Consider the following 20,730-nt stretch of genomic DNA (forward strand, 5'->3'; position numbering starts at 1 on the left):
CCAAACTGCGGAAAAGGCCGTAGACCGGCAACCCAGGAACCTCTTTGGGCCCGGGGTTCCAGTCCTACGCCAGGTGACAACCCCACTTCATACCGTCTAGCCGCAGGCAGTCACGCGGAAGAGGCTGGTCTTTCCGACGCTCGCGACCCGTTCTATGCCGGGGACTGAGTCCTCGCCCAGATGCCTAAGGCCGATGAACGGCTCGTCGCCGGGGACGACCTCGAAGTCGCCGAAGTCGAGGGCCCAGTACGCATTCAGGTCCCGGACAATCGGGCAAACCCTGCTGTTGTAGGCCGCCTCGTCCCAGTGATCCAGCAGGTACTGCTCGTCGGGCGTCCTGTCACCGAAGATGTGCGGCGCAAGTGTGCGCCGATCAGACACGGCATAGACGAGGGATCCGCCCGTCCGCGGGTTGGCGACCACAAGGTCGGACTCCGGAACGAAGTCGGGCACTTTCTGCAGAAGCGCCGCTTCATCGCTCGTAAGCAGGTACGAATTTTGGGTGGTCGCGAATATGGTGTCGAGGCGCTGCTGCACGTTGGACAACGTGCCGCCTTGGGCCCCCAGCCCGAGAAAGAGGACAAGGACTACGGACGCCGCGACGCCGGTGACCTGCGGCAGGCGCGCCGCTACGGGCCGCGCGAAGGGCGCCAGCTTCTCCGGGTTCGAGTGGCCGGCCGCCACCAGGTAGTCGCTGAAGGCCCTAATACGCCAGATAAGCCATTGGGCGCCCATCACGGCGATGGGCAAGGTAACTACTGGCAGCAGGGCCGCGAGGCGGAAGCTGTCGTTATACCAAACCCCGGTCCAGAAGGTACGGAAGTCCCCGACCCCCCATGCCGACACGATGACGTACAGGGCCCCGCCCACAAAGTACATACCCATGACCCACCAGTACCGGCCAAGGTGGCGCGTAATGACGTACAGCCCCAGGACCGTGAGCGCCAGCATGACCCACGCCGCGGTTGTTCCCATGGGGGCGCTGGCGAGAATCTCGCCCAGTGCCCTCGCGTTGGATTGGAACGGGGTCCACGGAGCGGCGGCAAGGCTGGGCCGGACGAAGACCCATACGACGAGTCCAAAGACCAAATAGACCACGGTGGCCGATGCCCACAGCACTGTGGACCGGCCCGCTTCCTTGCCTCGGCGGTAATTCCGCCACGACAAAAGTAGTCTGGCCACGAGCGGCGGAGTGCTGAAGGCAATGAGTGCCACAAAGGTGCTGGGGTGCGCCAGCACCAGGCCCGGGCCCACAAGGGCCAACGCGATCAGCGGGGGCCAGAAGGAGGAAGGGCGGGACCGGGCGAGCCCTAGGACTTCGATGACCAGCCCTAGCGCGACGGGGAGGATGGCGATGGCCGCGTGGTTGGGGTAGAGGACGCCGAAGGCGACCATCAGATAAGGAAAGGCGCTGAATCCGGCGGACAGCACGCCCGCGCAAAGTACGGCCGTCGCCTGGCTGCCCAGAATGCGCGTGACCAGGAAAATGCACGACAGGGGCCAGATGACGGCTCCGATGACGATCGTGCCAATGTTAACGACTTCCATCACGGAGGCGCCGCCGAACATGAAGACGAGCGCCATGAGGTCGTGCATCGCGGCAGGGTAGAAGCCGGTTGATGATTCGGTAAGGTTGCCCAGCGTCAGCGAGGAACCGTCATGCAGGCTTGCGATATGACGGATCGCGTTCAGGTGATAGACGTTGTCGAATGTTTGCGACAGGTTGTCGGGCTGGCCGAACCCCTTTACGTAGCGGGCGGTGATAATCAGGGCGGGTATCGCAACGGCGGCCGCCACCACCAGGGGCCACAGTTTTTGGCGGGAAGACGCAAGAGGAATTGCACCGTTCGCGCCAAGCACGCCCCACTCAGCTGGGGCGCCACCCGGCGCCGTGCGGCGCAGCAAGACCGACCGGAGGGTGAGGGCTACGGCGGCTGCAACGGCACTGGCCAGGAGGTAGGTGGCGGGATTGTACGGAAGACCGAGAATCCTAAGGACGATGCCCAGCACCGACGCCATGGAGAAGGACACCGGTGCGGCAAGGCAGACCAGATTTAACCTGCGTACACCGGCCGCGGCCAGGATGGCGAGACCCGGACCAAAAAAGATCAGGATAGTGCCCGCGAGCGTAGGGCCGGTTTGCCACCAGGTCATGAATCAGTTCTCCTCTTAATGCAATCGAACGGTTCAAGTATGCCTTGTTCACGGCGCAGGACAGTCGTCGGGCGGCCCTACGTGTGCAGTTCTGAGCCCGTGGGCGTTGATATAGTGGAGCACCATGGGCAAATCAACGACTTCCGGCGTCCTCGTCATCATGCCGGCATGGAATGAGGCCGAAGCCATCGGAGACACCATCCGGGAGGTGCTGCGAACTGTACGGCACGACGTGCTCGTCGTTGACGACGGGTCCAAGGACGACACGGCCCGGGTAGCGCACGAGGCCGGCGCTACCGTCCTTAAGCTGCCGTTCAACCTGGGGGTCGGGGGCGCTATGCGGACGGGCTTCAAGTACGCTATCCGCCATGGCTACAAGGCGGCCATCCAGGTCGATTCCGACGGGCAGCATGATCCGCTTGACATCGATAGGGTGCTGGCGGGGCTTGAAGTCGCCGATATTTCCATTGGTGCCAGGTTCGCCGGCAGGGGCAGCTATGACGCGAAGGGGCCCCGGCGGTGGGCAATGTCGGTACTCGCCAAGGTAATTTCGGGCGTCGCCCATACCGAACTGACTGACGTTACTTCCGGTTTCCGCGCCGCGAACGAGCGTGCCCTCCACCAGTACATCGACCATTTTCCGGCCGAATACCTCGGTGATACGATCGACTCTTTGGTCGTCGCCATTAAGTCGGGTTGCCGGGTCACCCAGGTTCCAGTCGAGATGAAGGTCCGCCAGGCGGGAACCCCGAGCACCGGCCCGCTGAAGTCGGCCATTTACCTGGCGCGATCCGGGCTGGTGCTTTGTTTCGCGCTGGCCCGCCGCAAGACGCCAGCCCCCGAATTAATCCGCGCCCCGGAACTGGGTGCAATAGCAGGCGAAGGCAGTATCTGATCATGAGCGTTGCGTCTGCACTGGTGATAGCCATTGTGATGGTCCTCGCCGTCCTTCAACTGCTGCGGCAAGGAAAACTTCGGGAGAAGTACACCGTCCTGTGGCTTGTAGTCGGCGGACTGACCATTGTCCTGGGTATCTTTCCCCAGCTCCTGGACTGGGCTGCGTCCATGGTCGGGATCCGCGTTCCGGCCAACCTGCTCTTCGCCTTGGCCATCGTATTGTTGGTCGGCGTCAGTTTGCATGTTTCGCGTGAACTGACGATTCTCGAGGACGAGACACGGATTTTGGCCGAGGAAGTCTCCATCCTCCGTGCCTCCGTGGAGGCGCTGGAACGTGCTGCCCCCTCCTCACCCCGCGAACACCCCCTCGACGACGATCCGGCCGCACTAGGCCGGTCCCCACGGAAAGAAACCAATGACCATTGATGTAATGCTGCCGTACTACGGCGACGTGGCCATGATGAAAGCGGCTGTCGACTCGGTTCTGAGCCAGAATGACCGCGATTTCCGGCTGACAATTGTGGATGACGGCTATCCGGACGAGAACCTGCCGGCATATTTCGCAGCCCTCACAGCCGGTGACAGCCGCGTCCGGTACCTTCGCAATGAGATCAACCTGGGCGCCAACGGAAACTACCGCAAGTGCCTGGGACTGATAGACCACGAGTTCACGGTGATCATGGGCGCGGACGACATCATGCTACCCAACTACATCGAAACCATTCGGAAGGGCTTTCAGAACCCGGACGTCGACCTGGTCCAGCCCGGCGTCGAGGTCATTGACGAAAACGGGGAGGTCTACAAGCCCCTGGGCGACAATGTCAAGGACTTCCTGCGGCGCCGTATCGTCGGCCAGAGCACCGACGCTGTCCTCGCGGGTGAGCCGATCGCCAAGAGCCTCATCACAGGCGACTGGCTGTACTTCCCGTCTGTGGCCTGGCGCTCAGAAGCGATCAAGAAGCACAGCTTCCGGGAACAGTACAACGTCGTTCAGGATCTCGGCCTGGCAATGGACATCATCATGGACGGCGGAAAGATGATGGTCTCTGACACCATCTGCTTCCAGTACCGCCGTCACCGGGAGTCCGATTCCTCCGTACAGGCCCTCGACGGGCGCCGTTTCGCCGAGGAGCGCGCGTTCTTTGACGAGTGCGTCCGTGACTTCGCCAAGCTCGGCTGGCACGCCGCCGCCAAGGCTGCCCGGCTGCATGTTTCATCGCGGCTTCACGCGGCAACGCTGGCCCCCAAGGTCATCCAGAAGCGGATGTGGCCGGGCCTGAGGAAGCTTGCCGCCCACGTCGTCCGGCCCTAATACCCCGGCTATGGTCGCGGAAAACGTACCGGAGTCCGAAGTCAAGGCCGCGGACCGGCCGACGGCCGGTCCGGGGGCGGCGTTACTGTATCTCGTCGGGTCCCTGGTCCAGGGCCTCGGGCTGCTGCTGATCCAGCCGTTCGCCATCCGGTTGCTCGACCCGGTGCAGTGGGGCCAGGTTTCGACGTCGGTCGTTGCCATCCAGGTGGTCGTGGTCCTCATTTCGGCGGGGCTGCCGCTGGCCATCACCCGGTTATGGTTTGACCGGGACGACGGTAAGGTGCGCTCCCGCGCCATGTACGGTTTCCTGGCGCTGGCGGCCGTGCTGTTCGGGGCGGCCGGGGCGCTGATCGTGGCGTGGATCACTATGGCATCGGACGGCCGGGTGGCATGGCCGTCGGTAATGTCGATGCTCGCCATCGGCCTGCTTGGCCCCGTTTTGGGCGCACAGGCGGTCCTGCGTGCCCAAAACCGCCCGCTCGCATTCGTCGCCCTGAGCCTGGTGTCCTCCGTGGCAGCCAACCTGGCGGGCCTCGGCGCCATACTGCTGGCGTCCGCCAGCGCGACAAGCTACCTGGTCGCATACACGGCAGCGGTCGCGTTGGCTGCCGCTGTAGCCGTAGCGCTGGTCCGCCCTAAAACTCCGTGGCGGGTCCACAATGTGATGCGCGAATCGGTCGGGATCGCCCTGCCGTTGCTTCCGCATACCGGGGCGCTCATGCTGCTCACCCAGGGCGCCGTGCTGCTGCTGGCGTTTCTTGCTGGAGCGGTGCCGGCAGGGCAATTTGGAGCCGTGCTGATTTTTGCACTCGGCCCTTTGACGCTGCTCAATGCGCTCAACAACGCCTGGTCCACCCGGCTTATGCAGGCGCCGCCCGGAACCCTGCCCGGGTTGCTGCATGCTGTCGCCACCGAAGCCCTCCTCGCATCGGCGGCCATAGGAGTTCTGGCCTCGGCCGCGGCGTCCGCGGGAAGCATCATTCTTACGCCTTCCCCGGACCAATTGGCCCCCGTGGCGCGGATTCTCCCGTTGGTATCGGTCGGCTACGGTCTTTTCCTCGTCGCGACCAACGTGGTCTACATACTTGAAAAGACCCGGGCGATGTCCTATACGACGCCGCTGATCCTGGTGGTGGTTGCGGCTTCTTCCGTTCCCTTCGCCACGTCCGGCAACCTTAGTGCTGTCGCCGCCGTTCAGGCGGCGGGTTTCATCTTGCTAGGGCTGGCCTACTGCCTTGTGGTCAGACGTCAGACCCCTGCCTCGTGGCCCCTGGGGCTGTTCGTGATCCTGCTCGCCGTTCACGCCGGGGTAGTAGCGACGCTGAGCCTCTTTCCGCCGACACTTTTCGCTGGTGCGGTGGAGATCGCCGTGGTGGGTCTGCTGATTTTGGTCTCGGGCTACGCGAAGCTCAAAAAGATCCGCTAGCTGAACGGGTCCCTCCTGAGGGCTCCAATGGCTTGGTACCGACTCGACGGGTCTCGTGACCATGCTTGTGTACCGGGAACTCCTCTCTTCCGCAGGCGCATGACCCGCCCCGCCCGGCGGCCATGCTCCCGGCAAAGGCGCACAAAGTCCGACGTGCTGGTAAGCCCCCGGTATGCAAAAGTCCGCTGCCCGCCGTTGTCGCGAGCCTGGACTCGGATCGGTGGCGGGCAGCGGGCTGTTTTTTGTGGGTGGTGGCGGGTGGGTTAGTTGATGTAGGCGCCGCGGGTGGGTGTCCAGGTGATTTTTCCGCCCGTGAAGGGTTGGGTGCAGCTGGTGCCGGTGGTGTTGCAGGTTTGGGGTCCGGTGGGGTAGGCGAGGGGGCCGGTTTCGAAGCGGTTTTGTTGCCAGAGGGTGCGGATGGGGCCGTTGGGGCTGAGTTGGGCGCCGGTGGTGGGGGACCAGATGATGGCGCCGTTTTGGTAGTTCTGGTAGCAGCCGCCCTTGACCAGGCCGCAGACGACGGCGCTGGTGGGGTAGGCGAGGGGGCCGGTTTCGAAGCGATTTTGTTGCCAGAGGGTGCGGATGGGGCCCTTGGGGCTGAGTTGGGCGCCGGTGGTGGGGGACCAGATGATGGCGCCGTTTTGGTAGTTCTGGTAGCAGCCGCCCTTGGTCAGGCCGCAGATTTCGTCGGTGGTGGGGTAGCCCAAGAGGCCGTTTTCCGCGCCGTTGTTCCGGTAGAGGGTGCGGATCCCGCCGCTGCGGCTGATGCGGGCGCCGGTGGCCGGGCTCCAGAGAATTTCGCCGTTTTGGTAGGCCTGGTAGCAGCCGCCGTTGACCAGGCCGCAGATTTCGTCGGTGGTGGGGTAGCCCAAGAGGCCGTTTTCCGCGCCGTTGTTCCGGTAGAGGGTGCGGATCCCGCCGCTGCGGCTGATGCGGGCGCCGGTGGCCGGGCTCCAGAGGATTTCCCCGTGCTGGTAGGTCTGGTAGCAGCCGGCGTTGCGGATGCCGCAGAGTTCGGCGCTGGTCGGGTAGCCTAGGGCGCTGTTTTCGGCGCCGGCGTTGCGGTAGGCGGTGCGGATCGCTCCTGCCGTCGTGGGCTGGGCGCCGGAGGCCGGGGAGTAGAGGATCTCGCCGTTTTGGTAGGCCTGGTAACAGCCGTTATCGCGGATACCGCAGATCGGGCCGCTGGTCGGGTAGCCCAGGGGGCCGTTCTCGAAGCCGCTGCGCGCCCATGCGTCGCGCACGGGGCCGTATAGGCTGGCTTGGGCACCGGTGGCGGGAGACCAAATCGCCGCGCCGTTGGCGAACATCTGATAGCAGCCACCATCCCGCAACCCACACGTCACCCCCGACGTCGCAGTGCCGAGGACGTTCGTCGAGGAAGCCAAGTCAGTCATGGCCTTGGCGGCCGCACCCGAAGGGGGTTCGATGGTGACGCTTGCGGCGGAATCGGAAATCCAGTTAATGATGACGCGGGTGCCTGCGTGAGTGGTGAAGGCCTGGCCGGCCTGCCAGGCGTGTTTGGGGCTGTAGTAGCTGGCAAACCGCCGCGAATCGGGCATGAGTATCAGGGAGCCGGCACCGATCTGTTGCACGATCTTAACGCCGCGGTTGCCGAGGACGGCTGTGGCTGTATCAAAGCCGACGGGAAGCCGGAGTTCCAGGTAATAGACCTCCCCGCTCCCAGGGTCGGTGAACTTGAGGGCCCTGTTGTCGGCTGCTCCTGCCCACGCGGTGAGGGTGTGGTTGCTGGTGTTCTCCACCTTGCCCAGATTACGGACTTCACGTCCAGTGCCGAAGCCCCCGTATTCCCACAACGTGGAACTGATGGTCGGCTGGCTTGTCTGGGATACACCCATCAGGTCCATAGTGTCACCGTATTCGCGGACACTACATGAGGAATCGGTAAAAGTACCGTCCGCGTTGGTCGAGACGTCCTGCGCTCCGCTGGCGCATTCGAGGCTGTTCGCGTGCATGAGGCCGAGGACGTGGCCGAACTCGTGGGCCAGAACGCTTTTGGTCAATGACGCCGGACGGGGCATGATGACCCGTCCACTGGTTCCGTTGTAGCTCCACCCTGCACCGTAGGCCCCGTCCGAGAGCGTTGGTGCCGACACAAACACAACCAGGGCCGTGTAGGGGCTTGGGGCCCATCCGAGCTCGTTGGCGATGGTGTCCATCATGTCGGAGTAGCGCTGCCCCGACCACGCCTTGCTGCTGTTAAACGTCTCCGTGCTGGCCACGCTCATGGAGAGCCTGCCATTGGACATGCGCTGCCAATAGGCACTGGTTCCCTGGACGGCCGCGATGGCGTCGTCCATCGAGGTGTTGGCCTTTACATCCGTCAGCTGGACTGTGACGAGCCGGACTTTGATGTCCCCTGTCCGGCCGAGCGAGTAGGCTTCCGTGCTCACGGCCCGGGCTGCGGCGCCCTTGTTTCCGGCAGGCGGCGGTGTCTGAAAAGTATGGACAGAGGTTGGAGCGTTGCCGGTTTGTTCAATGACGGGGGGCGTCAGCGGAGCTTGCTCGACCACCGGCGCGCTGGGCGCGGGTGTACGCGACGGCCTTAGGGGGGTCCCCGCAGGAAGCGCCGAAGGCGATGTCGTCGGGGCCGTTGCTGCGGGCGACGGCGTCGGGGACGCGGGGGTGGTCTGCGAGGTTGGGCTTGCCGCGGCCGGCGGCGGGGGTGCCGCCAATACCGGTGCCCCCGAGAGGGCTGTCAGGGACGCAGCCGAAATGAGTGCGGCAGCGAGTTGCGCTGCCTTCATTCGTTTGAAATTCATTGTTTCCTTCAAAGGACGCGGTGCCTGACACCACGGAGGCAGGCCCCCGCGGAGAGACCGGGAGGTGACAGCAGTCTAGGGAGCCGACTGCCTCCAATTTGAGGAACAGTGCAGAACTTGCCCATTACTTTTGGCAGGCCGCCATTCCTGCGCCCGCGGTGGATTACTCCTGCGGCAATCCAGTGGATCGGTGGCGGGCAGCGGGCTGTTGTTGTGGGTGGTGGTGGCGGGTGGGTTGGTTAGTCGATGTAGGCGCCGCGGGTGGGTGTCCAGGTGATTTTTCCGCCCGTGAAGGGTTGGGTGCAGCTGGTGCCGGTGGTGTTGCAGGTTTGGGGTCCGGTGGGGTAGCCGAGGGGGCCGGTTTCGAAGCGGTTTTGTTGCCAGAGGGTGCGGATGGGGCCGTTGGGGCTGAGTTGGGCGCCGGTGGTGGGGGACCAGATGATGGCGCCGTTTTGGTAGTTCTGGTAGCAGCCGCCCTTGGTCAGGCCGCAGACGACGGCGCTGGTGGGGTAGGCGAGGGGGCCGGTTTCGAAGCGGTTTTGTTGCCAGAGGGTGCGGATGGGGCCGTTGGGGCTGAGTTGGGCGCCGGTGGTGGGGGACCAGATGATGGCGCCGTTTTGGTAGTTCTGGTAGCAGCCGCCCTTGGTCAGGCCGCAGACGACGGCGCTGGTGGGGTAGGCGAGGGGGCCGGTTTCGAAGCGATTTTGTTGCCAGAGGGTGCGGATGGGGCCCTTGGGGCTGAGTTGGGCGCCGGTGGTGGGGGACCAGATGATGGCGCCGTTTTGGTAGTTCTGGTAGCAGCCGCCCTTGGTCAGGCCGCAGATTTCGTCGGTGGTGGGGTAGCCCAAGAGGCCGTTTTCCGCGCCGTTGTTCCGGTAGAGGGTGCGGATCCCGCCGCTGCGGCTGATGCGGGCGCCGGTGGCCGGGCTCCAGAGAATTTCGCCGTTTTGGTAGGCCTGGTAGCAGCCGCCGTTGACCAGGCCGCAGATTTCGTCGGTGGTGGGGTAGCCCAAGAGGCCGTTTTCCGCGCCGTTGTTCCGGTAGAGGGTGCGGATCCCGCCGCTGCGGCTGATGCGGGCGCCGGTGGCCGGGCTCCAGAGGATTTCCCCGTGCTGGTAGGTCTGGTAGCAGCCGGCGTTGCGGATGCCGCAGAGTTCGGCGCTGGTCGGGTAGCCTAGGGCGCTGTTTTCGGCGCCGGCGTTGCGGTAGGCGGTGCGGATCGCTCCTGCCGTCGTGGGCTGGGCGCCGGAGGCCGGGGAGTAGAGGATCTCGCCGTTTTGGTAGGCCTGGTAACAGCCACCATCCCGCAACCCACACGTCACCCCCGACGTCTGGGCACCCAGCGACGGGGTGGAGGAAGCCAGGTTCCCCATGGCTTGGAAGGCCGGGTTCGAAACGCCGTTCCGGGCAAAGGCTCCGAGGTCCGCGTAGCTGCCGTTCCAGACGTTGGAGTCGCCGGCATACGGGCCGGTGCTGCTGTACTGCCAGATGCTGTAGATGCTCCAGCTCCTGGTCGGAAGATCTCCTGCATCGTTCGAGAAGGAGTCCGGGTACGAGGCAACCCACAGGGGGTAGTCCCCGAAGCCGGACGGGTTGCCCAAGCACTGGTTCCACCAGGAGGTGTTGGTGTAAATGACGGGAAGCCGGCCGGTGAGCGACTGCATGGTGTTCCCGAAGTCACGGACCCAGGACGCCAGCTGCCCGGCGGACATGTCATAGCAGGTGTTCCCGAAGTAGAAGCCGCCGATGGTTCTTCCGGCGTACGGGTTGAACTCGAAGTCGAGCACCGGCGGCATGGTGACGCCGTCCGCGCTCCAGCCGCCGCCGTTCTGGACGAAGTAGCGGGCCTGGTCGGCGCCTGACGACCAGTTGGGGATTGCAAAGTGGTAGGCGCCGCGGATCATGCCTACGCTGCGGGATCCCTCGTACTGGGAGCCGAACGACGGGTTGGTGTAGTAGTCGCCTTCGCTGGCCTTGATATACGCGAAGCGGGCCCCGCCGTTCCACTGCGCCTGCCAGTCGACGTTCGGCTGGTGGCCGCTCACGTCCAGGCCTTGGACTCCGAACGTCGGCGTCCAGGTGCCTTGCGTCGTCAGGGCCTGCGTTGCCGCTGCCTTACCGCCGGAAACACGGGGCGAGCGCTGGCCCATTTCGGCGCCGCCCGGTCCGATGGCCTGGGCCATCGCCGCCTTGCCCGCCTCGGTGGACGGATCAACGGGTGCGGTTGCTTGCGGGGCGGCAAACGCCGCCTGCGGGGACGCCGGTGCCGGCTTCGCCGTTTGCGGTGCGGGCGTCACCGTTTGCGGCGACGGCTTGGGGGCGGGGGCGGGCGCTGCTGGGGTCGGCTTTATTGCGCCCTTGGTCGGTGCCGGCGTGGCCGTGGAGGACGGCGTAGGCTCGACGGCTCCCGCCGGCGGGGCCAGAAGGGGGCCTGCCAGGACTGAGGCCGCAAGAAGAACGGCCCCGATTCTACGGCCGTTCTGACTGGTCGGAAAAAATGGGGTCCGCTTCATGGTTCGCTCCGGAGCAATGACACGCTCTCTAAGCCGCGTCACGTTGGTCCCGTACCCGGTTCAACTGGCAGGATGCCGTCGGGGCTCGAGAGTGTCTGACTTGTCGCGCCCACCCTAGCACCGGGGGGATAGACGGCACCAGTGGTTCCACTGGTGCCAGTGGGAATGTTGTCATGTTTAAACGCTGGCGGTTTTCCACAAAGGCCTCCCGCGCTATTGTCCGGCCGGTATCCCTCCCCTAGCTTTAACCCAATTGCCCCGCCTCAGCGGCAGGGCGGCAGTCCTATTGGGGGCCAGTATGGAGGCTGTACGCATCGTTGAGGACGAGGTCCGCGAGCTGATCCGGCGCCGCGCCCTGGACCCGCTGCGTCAGGCAGGTGAGGTCCGGCGGCTCGTGGAAGCCGCGGTCCGCGATTACGACCAGCGGGCCCTGCTTGCGCCGTTGCCACCGATTGGCCCGTTGGAGCCCGCCAGACGCTTGGTCTTCGACGCCGTTGCCGGCTTTGGTGCACTGCAACCGCTGCTGGATGATCCTGGCATCGAGGAGGTCTGGGTCAACGCGCCCCACGAAGTCTATGTGGCCCGCGACGGGGAATCGGAGCTTACCTCCATCTCCCTCACAGACCAGCAGGTGCGGGACCTGGTCGAGCGCATGCTGAAGAGTTCCGGGCGCCGGCTTGACCTCTCGTCGCCCTTTGTCGATGCCGCTCTTCCCGATGGATCCCGGCTGCACGTCGTCATCCCCGACATCACGCGCCGGCACTGGGCTGTCAACATCCGCAAGTTCATTGTTAAGGCCAGCAGGCTTGAACACCTTGTTGAGCTCGGGACGCTGACCCCGCAGGCAGCTCGGTTTCTCGGTGCCGCGGTGGCCAGCGGCCTGAACATCCTGGTGTCCGGGGCGACCCAGGCCGGCAAGACCACCATGCTCAACTGCCTCGCGGCCGGGATCGGTACCCGTGAGCGGGTCATTACCGTGGAGGAAATCTTCGAACTGCAGTTTCCGCTCCGCGACGTTGTCGGTCTGCAATGCCGGCAGCCGAACCTTGAGGGGCAAGGCGAGATACCGCTGCGCCGGCTCGTCAAGGAGGCCCTGCGGATGCGGCCCGACCGGCTGGTGGTGGGCGAAGTCAGGGAGGCCGAAAGCCTCGACATGCTCATTGCCTTGAATTCCGGGCTTCCCGGGATGTGCACCATCCACGCGAACTCCGCCCACGACGCCGTGACGAAGCTCTGCACACTTCCATTGCTGGCTGGAGATAACATCTCCAGCGCGTTCGTCGTTCCCACCGTGGCCTCCTGCATCGATCTGGTCGTGCACTGCAGCAGGCACGCCAACGGCCGCCGGCAGGTAACGGAGATCCTTTCCCTCGGGCGCAGGGTGGAAAACGGCATCATCGAATCCTCCATGGTCTTTGCCATGGCCGACGGGCACGTTGAGCCGAAGGCTAACTCCATGCCCGCCGTGGATAAATTCGCCCGCGCCGGATACGACGTCGCTGCGTTGCTGGAGCCGCGCTGATGGCGCCGCTGCTGGGGGTACTTGCGGGTACGGGGCTCCTGCTGATCTGGTGGTCTCTCTGGGAGCTGCCGGCGCCGCCCCGGCGTGCGCCGCGTCCCCGCAGGCTGGAAGACCTATTGCTGACGGCAGGCATCGAAAAGGTCACCGGAACGGGTCTGGTTGCCAGTTGCCTCGCCGTCGGGGCTTTCACGGCGATAGTTTTCTTTGCGCTGACACGGTCCTGGCCGATCTCGGGCTGCTTCGGCTTGTTCGGAGCCTGGCTGCCACTGGCCGTCGTTCGGTGGCGCGCCCGGAAACGGTCCGCCGTTCTGCGCCTGCTCTGGCCTGACGTCGTTGACCATCTGCGGTCCGCCATCCGGGCCGGCTTGTCGTTGCCCGAAGCCCTCATCCAGCTCGGGGACAACGGCCCGGTCGAGCTCAGGCCGGTTTTCCGTGACTTCGGGTCCGACTACCGTGCGGGGGGCCAGTTCGATCCGTCGCTCACCAGACTCAAGGACCGGCTGGCGGACCCCGTGGCGGACAGGATCGTCGAGGCCCTCCGGCTGACCCGTGAAGTGGGCGGCTCAGACCTGGGCCGCCTGCTGGGGACCCTTGCGGAATTCCTGAGGGACAGCGCCCGCACCCGCAGCGAACTGGAAGCCCGGCAGTCCTGGACAGTCAATGCGGCCCGTCTTGCGGTCGCCGCGCCATGGATCGTCCTCGTCCTGCTGGCCAGCAGACCTGAAGCCGTCGCGGCGTACAACACGCCGGCCGGAGCGGCCGTCCTGCTGGGCGGGCTCGCAGTCTCCCTCGTCTCATACGCCATCATGCTGCGTATCGGGGCCCTTGCCGAGGACGAGAGGGTCCTCCGGTGAGCGGCCTCATGGCGAGTGCGGCTGCATGCGGGGTGCTCCTCGGCGCGGGAATCTGGCTCCTCCTCGTGAGGCTGCCGTTCATGCGGCCGATCACGTTCGCGGAGCGCATCGGACCCCAGCTGAAGTCGCACAATCTTGAGTCAGCGCTCCTGCGGCAGGCTCCGCGGAATGTCACGCCCTTCGGTTCACTTGAACGGATCCTGCGTCCGGTTCTCCGGGACGCAGTCACCTCCCTCGGCAGGATCAACCCCGGCACTGCAGCGTTGGCGCGCCGCTTGGCCCGCGCCGGGAGCACCAAGCCGCCGGTCCACTTCCGGGCCGAGCAGTTGCTGTGGGGCGCGGGCGGCTTCGTCCTGGCTGTCGGCGCAGTGCTGCTGTCCGGTGCTTCCGGGCGGTTCAGCCCCACGGTTGCCGTTCTGGCCGTTCTGGGCTGCGCCAGCGGGGGCTACCTGTTGCGCGACTACATGCTGTCCGTGCAGATCAAGAAGCGGGAAGTCCGGATGATGGCGGAATTTCCCAGCATCGCCGAACTTATGGCGCTCGCCGTGAGCGCAGGTGAGAGCGCCACCGGCGCGCTGGACCGGGTCTGCCGCAGCGCCCGCGGTGAGCTGTCAAAGGAATTCACCCGCGTGCTGGCCGAAACCAGGGCGGGAACGCCGCTGGTCGAAGCGCTGCAGGAATTCTCATCAAGGACTGATCTCGGCCCCTTGATCCGGTTCGTGGACGGAATGATCGTGGCCGTCGAGCGCGGCACGCCGCTTGCCGACGTGCTGCGGGCGCAGGCGCAGGATGTCCGGGACAGCGCGAAAAGGGAATTGATGGAGTCCGCAGGCAGAAAAGAGATCGGGATGATGGTGCCGCTGGTCTTCGGCGTGCTGCCGCTCACGGTCGTCTTCGCCGTGTTCCCGGGTCTGGCTGCCATCAGCCTCGGACTGTAGGACGTACTCCATGGGAGAAAAAACAGCACGACAAGTGAGCAGCAGAAACAGGGCACGCACAACGGCGGGCCGCAGTCACAAAGGGGACACAGTGAATTTTATCGGTATCCGCACAGCGTTCTTGATCTTCATCTTGGGAATTCTCCTTCGGCCGTCTACGGGGCCGGCCACGCGAGAAACCCTCATTGACCAGGACAGCAGCAACGACCACCATGAACGCGGGGATGTGCCGGGGTGGGTGATGATCACGTTGATGTCGGCCGTTCTCGTCGCGGCCCTGCTCGCGCTGGCGGGGCCGGCCCTTGAGGGACTGTTCAACCAGGCAATGGACAAGGTCGGGCAGTAGCACGTGGCCGAGCCCGGCGGACGCTGGGGCAGCGGGCCGCGGGGCGCCGGCGCGAGCGGCGCCGGGGAAGGGGGCGCGGCCGTGGTCGACTTCGTCCTCGTCGGCGGGCTGCTGACGCTGTTCTTCATGGCCATCATCCAGCTCACCCTCGTTCTGCACGTTCGGAACACCCTCATCGACGCAGCCGCTTCCGGCGCCCGATACGGCACGCTCGCCGACCGCAATGCCACGGATGCCCGTGAGCGGACGGCGCAGCTGATCAGTGTGGCGCTCAGCCCCGACTTCGCGAGCGACGTGAGCACGAGCGAGACCAGCTATCAGGGCGTGGCCACCCTGGAAGTGACGGTCCGCGCCCCGTTGCCGGTGCTCGGCCTGATCGGGCCGCGCGACACCCTGGAGGTGAAGGGGCATGCCGCCATCCGGCCCTGACAACGGCTCCGAACAGGGGAGCGCGGTAGTGGAATTCACCTTCCTGTCCTTGCTGCTGATAGTGCCGCTTGTGTACTTCATCATTACCGTCGGACAGATCCAGGCGGGCTCCCTTGCCGCAGTCGGCGCGGCCGACCAGGCCGCGAAGGTCTTCGTGGCCCAGCCTGACGCCATGAGCGGGCGGGCCGCGGCGGAGCAGGCCGTCCTGCTGGCGCTCGCTGACTACGGGTATGAGACGGCAAACGCCACGCTGGAGACCAGTTGCCAGCCGGCCGATTGCACTGCCCCCGGCTCTGCCGTCACCACCACCGTCCAGCTCACCGTGCCCCTGCCGTTTGTCCCGTTCAGTGAAGACCTGCACCTCAACGCGAGCCGGCTCACCGCCTCGGCGACGCAGCTGGTCGGGCGCTTCCGGTGAGCTGCCGGCTGGAGGAACCGGTGCGGGCCCGCCGGTGGCGTGGCTTGCGGCACGCCACCCCTAAACAGGAAGGCCAGCAGGAAGGCCAGATGATCGTGCTCATCATCGGCTACGTCCTGCTCGCCCTGCTTCTCGCGACCGTGGTCATGGCGGCTACCAGCGTCTATCTCGAACACAAGAAACTGCTCTCCCTCGCCGACGGCGCCTCCGTGGCGGCGGCGGACAGCTTCACCCTGGGCCAGCTGGGCAGTTCCGCGGGGATGCCCACCACCGTGCTGGACGGGGGAAGGGTGCGGAGTGCCGCCGTCGACTATCTGCAGCGTAACGGTGCCTTCGCGCGGTTTAGCGGCCTGGCCGTGGCGCCCGGCACCGGTAGTCCGGACGGGGCCACCGCCGTCGTGACCCTGAGCGCTGCGGTCCATCCGCCCGTGGTGAATTTCCTCGTCCCCGATGGTATCCGCGTTGAGGCGAGTTCGACAGCGCGCTCGCGGCTGAGCCGCTGAGCCGGTAGGCCGCTGAGCGGGTCGGGGCGCCCGGCACGAATAGCGTAGGGTTAAAAAACCATGGCTAACATAGATTTTCCCGCTGAGATCCGCGCGCTGCGCGCCACCTACGCCTCCATCGAAAACGTTTCGAATGTCGAGGCGCTGAAGGAAGACATCGCGGAGCTGAGCGAGCGCGCGGGGGAGCCCAACCTGTGGGACGATCCTGCGGCGGCCCAGGTGATCACCTCGAAGCTCTCACACAAGCAGTCCGCACTCGAGCGCCTCAACAGGCTCGTCTCCCGGATCGACGACCTTGAGGTCCTCGTGGAGCTCGGCCAGGACGAGGACGACGCCGATTCCATGGCCGACGCCGCCACGGAGCTGGAATCAGTCCGCGCTGCCCTGCAGGAACTCGAAGTGGTCACGCTGCTCTCCGGCGAATTCGATGAGCGCGAAGCCGTTGTCACCATCCGCGCGGGGGCCGGCGGCGTGGACGCCGCCGACTTTGCAGAGATGCTGATGCGGATGTACCTCCGCTGGGCCGAACGCCACGGCTACCCCACCACCATCATGGACACCTCCTACGCCGAAGAGGCCGGGCTGAAATCCGCCACCTTCGAGGTCAAGGCCCCCTACGCCTTCGGCACCCTGAGCGTGGAGGCGGGCACGCACCGCCTGGTCCGGATCAGCCCGTTCGACAACCAGGGCCGCCGCCAGACCTCGTTCGCCGCCGTCGAGGTCATCCCGCTGATTGAGCAGACGGACTCGATCGACATCCCGGACAACGAGATCCGCGTGGACGTGTTCCGGTCCTCCGGCCCGGGCGGCCAGTCGGTCAATACCACCGACTCCGCCGTGCGCCTGACCCACATCCCCACGGGGACGGTCGTGTCCATGCAGAACGAGAAGTCGCAGCTCCAGAACCGCGCCGCTGCCCTGCGTGTGCTGCAGTCCCGTCTCCTGCTGCTCAAGAAGGAGCAGGAGGACGCCGAGAAGAAGGCGTTCGCCGGCGACGTGAAGGCCTCCTGGGGTGACCAGATGCGCTCCTACGTGCTCAACCCATACCAGATGGTCAAGGACCTCCGCACCGAGCATGAGGTGGGGAACACCTCCGCCGTGTTCGACGGTGAGATCGACGACTTCATCGACGCCGGCATCCGCTGGCGCACCGACAACCGGAACGCCGAGAAGTAACCCGGCGCCGGGCCTCGGAAGGGCCGGCTAACTGGGAGTGTGCTGGCAATCGCGCGACACACCCCACTGTTCCGGCGAATCTGCGGTTACCCGTGCGTATAGTCGAGAAGCCGGAGCTCTCTGCCTCCCCAACGAAAGCCCGCGCACCGGCAGCAGGACTGGCCACGAGCCAGGCCCCGCAGGGCACTTAGGGCCATGATCCGTTTCGAAAATGTCACCAAGGTCTACGACCAGAACCAGCGTCCCGCGCTGGATTCGATCAACCTTGAGATCGACCGCGGCGAATTCGCCTTCCTGGTCGGAGCCTCCGGTTCCGGCAAATCGACTTTCCTGCGCTTGGTCCTCAAAGAGGACCGTGCCTCCTCCGGTGCTGTCTATGTCGCCGGCCAGAACGTCGCAAAGATCTCCAGCTGGCGAGTGCCCCGGCTCCGCCGCGGTATCGGCGTCGTGTTCCAGGACTTCCGGCTGCTGCCGCAGAAAACCGTGTTCGCCAACGTCGCCTTCGCCATGCAGGTCATCGGCAAGAGCCGCGGCGTCATCCGCGACACCGTCCCCGAGGTCCTGAAGACCGTCGGCCTGGAAGGCAAAGAGAACCGCCTGCCCCACGAACTCTCCGGCGGCGAGCAGCAGCGCGTGGCAATCGCGCGCGCCGTCGTCAACCGCCCCGGAATCCTGCTGGCCGACGAGCCCACCGGAAACCTTGACCCCACCACGTCCATGGGAATCATGGGCGTGCTGGACAAGATCAACCAGAACGGCACCACGGTAGTGATGGCAACGCACGACGACGACATCGTCAACGAGATGCGCAAACGCGTGGTCGAGCTCGAGAACGGCGTCGTGATCCGGGACGAGGCCCGGGCCCTCTACACATCAATGATCCCGATCGTGGGGCAGTCCCGCCGGCTCAAGGACGCCAGCGGCCGGGAAGATCCGGAGCCCGTGACCGCCTCCGTCGCTGCCAGCCACGGCTCAAGCCGCATCGGCGGCGCTGGCGCCGAGGTCCGTGCCGCAGGGGAGGGCCAGCTGTGAGGCTCGCATTCATCCTCAGTGAGATCGGCAGCGGCCTGCGCCGCAACCTCTCCATGGTTATCTCCGTCATCCTGGTGACCTTTGTATCCCTGACCTTCGTCGGCGCAGCGGGCATGCTGCAGCTGCAGATCAACCAGATGAAAGGCTACTGGTACGACAAAGTCCAGGTGGCCATCTTCCTGTGCAGTGACGGTTCGACGGCGGCCGGCTGCGCCACCGGGCCGGTCACCCCGGAGCAGCAGGAGAGCCTCCGCGCCCTGCTGGAGTCGCCCGCCGTCGCGCAGTACGTCAACGACTTCCAGTTCGAGTCCAAGGACGACGCCTACAGGCACTTTAAGGAACAGTTCTCGAATTCCCCGATCGTCGACTCCGTGACGCCGGACCAACTGCCCTCGTCGTTCCGGATCAACATGAAGGACCCGGAGAAGTACCAGATCATCAGCGAGACCTTCTCCTCGCAGGCCGGTGTGGAGACCGTCATCGACCAGCGCCAGCTGCTGGAACGGTTGTTTTCCGCGATGAATGCCGCCTCCTTGGTGGCCGTCAGCATCGCCGGCGTGATGATCGTGTGCGCGATCCTCCTGATCGCTACCACCATCCGCCTGTCCGCGTTCAGCCGCCGCCGCGAAACCGGAATCATGCGCCTTGTGGGAGCCTCCAAGATGGTGATCCAGCTGCCGTTCATCCTTGAGGGCGTGATTGCCGCCGTCATCGGCGCCGCCCTGGCCTCGGCCACGCTCTGGGCCGTGGCGCAGTTCTTCCTCGGCGACTATCTGTCCCAGCAGTACCCGGACACCGCCTTCATCTCGCCCGGCCAGACCCTGGTCCTGGCCCCGGCCCTGATCGGAACGGGCGTTGTCCTGGCCGGAATCTCCTCACTGCTCACCCTCCGCCGTTACCTGAGGGTCTAGCGTGCGTAACGAAACAGGATTTCAGATGACACCGAACAACCGACGGGCACGTCGGTCCGGCCAGGCCGGCCCAGTCCGGGCCCGTGGCCGGATGGTCAGTGCCGCGCTGGCGCTGGTCCTCGCCGCAAGCCTGGGCACCTCGGCGCCCGTGGCCTCCGCCGATGACCTCGAAGACCAGCAGGCTGCCCTGAAGGACCAGGCGACGCAGGTCCAGCATTCCCTCGAATTCGTGGACGCCCGGATTGCCCAGGCCGCCGGCGACCTGGTCCTCTACCAGGGACAGCTTCCCGGTGCCCAGCAGGCCCTGCTCGACGCGCAGGGGCGGGTGGCCGGCGCTGTCCGGGAGGTCGACGCCCTCGCGGCGCGGGTGGATCTCGCCCAGCAGAACAAGGCCAAGATCGCCGAGCAGCTGGAGACGGACAAGAAAAAGATCGCCGACACCAAGAAGCTGATCGGGCAGATTGCCACGCAGGCCTACAAGTCCGGCGGCGTGCCGTCCAACCTGTCGCTGTTCTTCGGCTCAAACAACGGCAACCTGACGGACACGATCGACCTCGCGGACCAGGCGATGCGAAGCCAGAACGCCGCCATGGACAAGCTCACCCAGCAGAGCGCCACCAACACCAACGCCCAGGCCCGCCTCGAGGCGGTGGAAGCCGAAATCCAGGACCTCAAGGCAAAGGCCGACGCCGCCCTGGCACGGGAGCAGGCCGCCCGGGACGAGGCCGAGGCCAAGAAGGCGCAGGTGGACAAGCTCATTGCGGATACCACGCGCCTCGACGCTGAACTGCAGGCCGCCAAGCCCGGCATCCAAAGCCAGCTGGCCCAGGTGAAGGCCCAGCAGGACGCCGTCGCAGCGGAAATCGTCGAGCGGGACCGGAAGCTGCGCGAAGCCTGGGAAGCCGAGCAGCGGCGCATTGCCGAAGCCGCCGCGGCGGCTGCCCGCGCCCAGGGCCAGGCCGTCCAACCGTATGTCCCGCCGGCCCAGGGCTCGCCGTCGGCGTTCGGCCTCAGGCACCCGTTCGATTCCAGCATCCCGATCACCTCCGGCTTCGGCTGGCGCGCGACGCCGCCGGGCACCGTCGACTTCTACGGCCAGGGCGGCTACATGCACACCGGCATCGACTTCGGCGCCGCCTGTGGCACACCGGTGTACGCACCGGCCGCCGGCACCGTCTTCTCGGCCGGCTGGGCCAACGACGGCGGCGGCAACAACGTCAAGATCTCCCACGGTGTTGTCCAAGGCAATTCGTTGACCACGATTTACTACCACAACTCCCGCGTGGTGGTCTCGCCCGGACAGCAGGTCAGCCAGGGGCAGCTGATCGCATACTCCGGCACCACCGGAAACTCCACGGGCTGCCATTCGCACTTCGAAACCTGGCTCAACGGCCGGGCCGTCGATCCCATGAACCTGCTCTGATCCGCCGGGAGCGAAGCCTCCCGGTTGTCCCGCAGCTCTACCGTAAACTGGAGAAAATCGGCGCCGACGTGGCGGCCGAACCATTGGCCGGCG

At 65.6% G+C, this 20,730-nt stretch carries 19 protein-coding genes; 15 read left to right on the forward strand and 4 right to left on the reverse strand.

Annotation, left to right across the window (positions count from 1 at the left end):
• Positions 1–96 precede the first annotated feature (96 nt).
• On the reverse strand, positions 97–2,154 hold the full coding sequence (locus QFZ65_RS07440) for a DUF6541 family protein (RefSeq protein WP_306909449.1): 2,058 nt from the start codon (positions 2,152–2,154) through the stop codon (positions 97–99).
• A 124-nt stretch (positions 2,155–2,278) separates the two neighbouring features.
• On the opposite strand from QFZ65_RS07440, the gene QFZ65_RS07445 reads away from it, so the two are divergent.
• From QFZ65_RS07445 to QFZ65_RS07460, 4 genes are read left to right on the forward strand one after another with little or no spacing between them, the layout of a single operon-like run.
• Entirely contained in the window at positions 2,279–3,049 is a 771-nt protein-coding gene (locus QFZ65_RS07445; RefSeq protein WP_306909451.1) for a glycosyltransferase family 2 protein, read from the forward strand.
• 2 nt (positions 3,050–3,051) lie between these two features.
• A complete protein-coding gene (locus QFZ65_RS07450) occupies positions 3,052–3,477 on the forward strand; it encodes a DUF2304 domain-containing protein (RefSeq protein ID WP_306909453.1) in 426 nt (141 codons plus the stop codon).
• The gene (locus QFZ65_RS07455; RefSeq protein ID WP_306909454.1) at positions 3,467–4,363 is read left to right on the forward strand and encodes a glycosyltransferase family 2 protein; all 897 of its coding nucleotides are present in this window, start codon (positions 3,467–3,469) and stop codon (positions 4,361–4,363) included. The genes QFZ65_RS07450 and QFZ65_RS07455 overlap by 11 nt, the downstream gene beginning before the upstream one ends.
• Positions 4,364–4,373: 10 nt before the next feature.
• Positions 4,374–5,789 carry a lipopolysaccharide biosynthesis protein gene (locus QFZ65_RS07460; RefSeq protein WP_306909456.1) on the forward strand — a complete coding sequence of 472 codons (1,416 nt, stop codon included), beginning with the start codon at positions 4,374–4,376 and terminating at the stop codon, positions 5,787–5,789.
• Between the two features lie 263 nt (positions 5,790–6,052).
• Here QFZ65_RS07460 and QFZ65_RS07465 read toward each other — a convergent pair whose 3' ends face one another.
• The 3 genes from QFZ65_RS07465 to QFZ65_RS07475 all read right to left on the reverse strand — a co-directional run bounded on the left by QFZ65_RS07465 (position 6,053) and on the right by QFZ65_RS07475 (position 10,869).
• Positions 6,053–8,203, reverse strand: coding sequence for a M43 family zinc metalloprotease (locus tag QFZ65_RS07465; RefSeq protein WP_306909458.1), 2,151 nt, complete (start codon positions 8,201–8,203; stop codon positions 6,053–6,055).
• Positions 8,204–8,285: 82 nt separating this feature from the next.
• Complete coding sequence (locus QFZ65_RS07470; protein ID WP_306909460.1) at positions 8,286–8,606, reverse strand: hypothetical protein; 321 nt, start codon at positions 8,604–8,606, stop codon at positions 8,286–8,288.
• A gap of 205 nt (positions 8,607–8,811) precedes the next feature.
• Complete coding sequence (locus QFZ65_RS07475; protein ID WP_373427568.1) at positions 8,812–10,869, reverse strand: GH25 family lysozyme; 2,058 nt, start codon at positions 10,867–10,869, stop codon at positions 8,812–8,814.
• Between the two features lie 514 nt (positions 10,870–11,383).
• On the opposite strand from QFZ65_RS07475, the gene QFZ65_RS07480 reads away from it, so the two are divergent.
• The 11 genes from QFZ65_RS07480 to QFZ65_RS07530 all read left to right on the forward strand — a co-directional run bounded on the left by QFZ65_RS07480 (position 11,384) and on the right by QFZ65_RS07530 (position 20,637).
• The gene (locus QFZ65_RS07480; RefSeq protein WP_306909464.1) at positions 11,384–12,607 is read left to right on the forward strand and encodes a CpaF family protein; all 1,224 of its coding nucleotides are present in this window, start codon (positions 11,384–11,386) and stop codon (positions 12,605–12,607) included.
• Positions 12,607–13,461 carry a type II secretion system F family protein gene (locus tag QFZ65_RS07485; protein WP_306909465.1) on the forward strand — a complete coding sequence of 285 codons (855 nt, stop codon included), beginning with the start codon at positions 12,607–12,609 and terminating at the stop codon, positions 13,459–13,461. The genes QFZ65_RS07480 and QFZ65_RS07485 overlap by 1 nt, the downstream gene beginning before the upstream one ends.
• A gap of 8 nt (positions 13,462–13,469) precedes the next feature.
• Positions 13,470–14,399, forward strand: a complete 930-nt coding sequence (locus tag QFZ65_RS07490; protein ID WP_306912524.1) for a type II secretion system F family protein — start codon at positions 13,470–13,472, stop codon at positions 14,397–14,399.
• 91 nt (positions 14,400–14,490) lie between these two features.
• On the forward strand, positions 14,491–14,745 hold the full coding sequence (locus tag QFZ65_RS07495) for a hypothetical protein (RefSeq protein WP_306909466.1): 255 nt from the start codon (positions 14,491–14,493) through the stop codon (positions 14,743–14,745).
• Between the two features lie 126 nt (positions 14,746–14,871).
• Positions 14,872–15,174, forward strand: coding sequence for a pilus assembly protein (locus tag QFZ65_RS07500; protein WP_373427634.1), 303 nt, complete (start codon positions 14,872–14,874; stop codon positions 15,172–15,174).
• The gene (locus QFZ65_RS07505) at positions 15,155–15,592 is read left to right on the forward strand and encodes a hypothetical protein (protein WP_306909471.1); all 438 of its coding nucleotides are present in this window, start codon (positions 15,155–15,157) and stop codon (positions 15,590–15,592) included. Before QFZ65_RS07500 ends, QFZ65_RS07505 begins: the two co-directional genes overlap by 20 nt.
• An 89-nt stretch (positions 15,593–15,681) precedes the next feature.
• A complete protein-coding gene (locus QFZ65_RS07510) occupies positions 15,682–16,095 on the forward strand; it encodes a pilus assembly protein TadG-related protein (RefSeq protein WP_306909473.1) in 414 nt (137 codons plus the stop codon).
• Between the two features lie 60 nt (positions 16,096–16,155).
• Entirely contained in the window at positions 16,156–17,271 is a 1,116-nt protein-coding gene (prfB, locus tag QFZ65_RS07515) for a peptide chain release factor 2 (RefSeq protein ID WP_306909475.1), read from the forward strand.
• Positions 17,272–17,466: 195 nt separating this feature from the next.
• Positions 17,467–18,303: a cell division ATP-binding protein FtsE gene (gene ftsE, locus QFZ65_RS07520; protein WP_306909477.1), complete on the forward strand. Its 837-nt coding sequence runs from the start codon at positions 17,467–17,469 to the stop codon at positions 18,301–18,303.
• The gene (gene ftsX, locus QFZ65_RS07525) at positions 18,300–19,214 is read left to right on the forward strand and encodes a permease-like cell division protein FtsX (RefSeq protein ID WP_306909479.1); all 915 of its coding nucleotides are present in this window, start codon (positions 18,300–18,302) and stop codon (positions 19,212–19,214) included. The genes ftsE and ftsX overlap by 4 nt, the downstream gene beginning before the upstream one ends.
• Before the next feature lie 25 nt (positions 19,215–19,239).
• Positions 19,240–20,637 carry a peptidoglycan DD-metalloendopeptidase family protein gene (locus QFZ65_RS07530; RefSeq protein WP_373427569.1) on the forward strand — a complete coding sequence of 466 codons (1,398 nt, stop codon included), beginning with the start codon at positions 19,240–19,242 and terminating at the stop codon, positions 20,635–20,637.
• The last annotated feature ends 93 nt before the right edge of the window (positions 20,638–20,730 follow it).

Source organism: Arthrobacter sp. B3I9, from assembly GCF_030816935.1.
GTDB lineage: Bacteria > Actinomycetota > Actinomycetes > Actinomycetales > Micrococcaceae > Arthrobacter.

Bases quoted from the DNA above. Each gene is read 5' to 3' on its own strand.
- QFZ65_RS07440 (WP_306909449.1), bottom strand. From the start codon at position 2,154: ATGACCTGGTGGCAAACCGGCCCTACGCTCGCGGGCACTATCCTGATC.
- QFZ65_RS07445 (WP_306909451.1), top strand. From the start codon at position 2,279: ATGGGCAAATCAACGACTTCCGGCGTCCTCGTCATCATGCCGGCATGG.
- QFZ65_RS07450 (WP_306909453.1), top strand. From the start codon at position 3,052: ATGAGCGTTGCGTCTGCACTGGTGATAGCCATTGTGATGGTCCTCGCC.
- QFZ65_RS07455 (WP_306909454.1), top strand. From the start codon at position 3,467: ATGACCATTGATGTAATGCTGCCGTACTACGGCGACGTGGCCATGATG.
- QFZ65_RS07460 (WP_306909456.1), top strand. From the start codon at position 4,374: ATGGTCGCGGAAAACGTACCGGAGTCCGAAGTCAAGGCCGCGGACCGG.
- QFZ65_RS07480 (WP_306909464.1), top strand. From the start codon at position 11,384: ATGGAGGCTGTACGCATCGTTGAGGACGAGGTCCGCGAGCTGATCCGG.
- QFZ65_RS07485 (WP_306909465.1), top strand. From the start codon at position 12,607: ATGGCGCCGCTGCTGGGGGTACTTGCGGGTACGGGGCTCCTGCTGATC.
- QFZ65_RS07490 (WP_306912524.1), top strand. From the start codon at position 13,470: ATGGCGAGTGCGGCTGCATGCGGGGTGCTCCTCGGCGCGGGAATCTGG.
- QFZ65_RS07500 (WP_373427634.1), top strand. From the start codon at position 14,872: ATGGCCATCATCCAGCTCACCCTCGTTCTGCACGTTCGGAACACCCTC.
- QFZ65_RS07505 (WP_306909471.1), top strand. From the start codon at position 15,155: ATGCCGCCATCCGGCCCTGACAACGGCTCCGAACAGGGGAGCGCGGTA.
- QFZ65_RS07510 (WP_306909473.1), top strand. From the start codon at position 15,682: ATGATCGTGCTCATCATCGGCTACGTCCTGCTCGCCCTGCTTCTCGCG.
- prfB (WP_306909475.1), top strand. From the start codon at position 16,156: ATGGCTAACATAGATTTTCCCGCTGAGATCCGCGCGCTGCGCGCCACC.
- ftsE (WP_306909477.1), top strand. From the start codon at position 17,467: ATGATCCGTTTCGAAAATGTCACCAAGGTCTACGACCAGAACCAGCGT.
- QFZ65_RS07530 (WP_373427569.1), top strand. From the start codon at position 19,240: ATGACACCGAACAACCGACGGGCACGTCGGTCCGGCCAGGCCGGCCCA.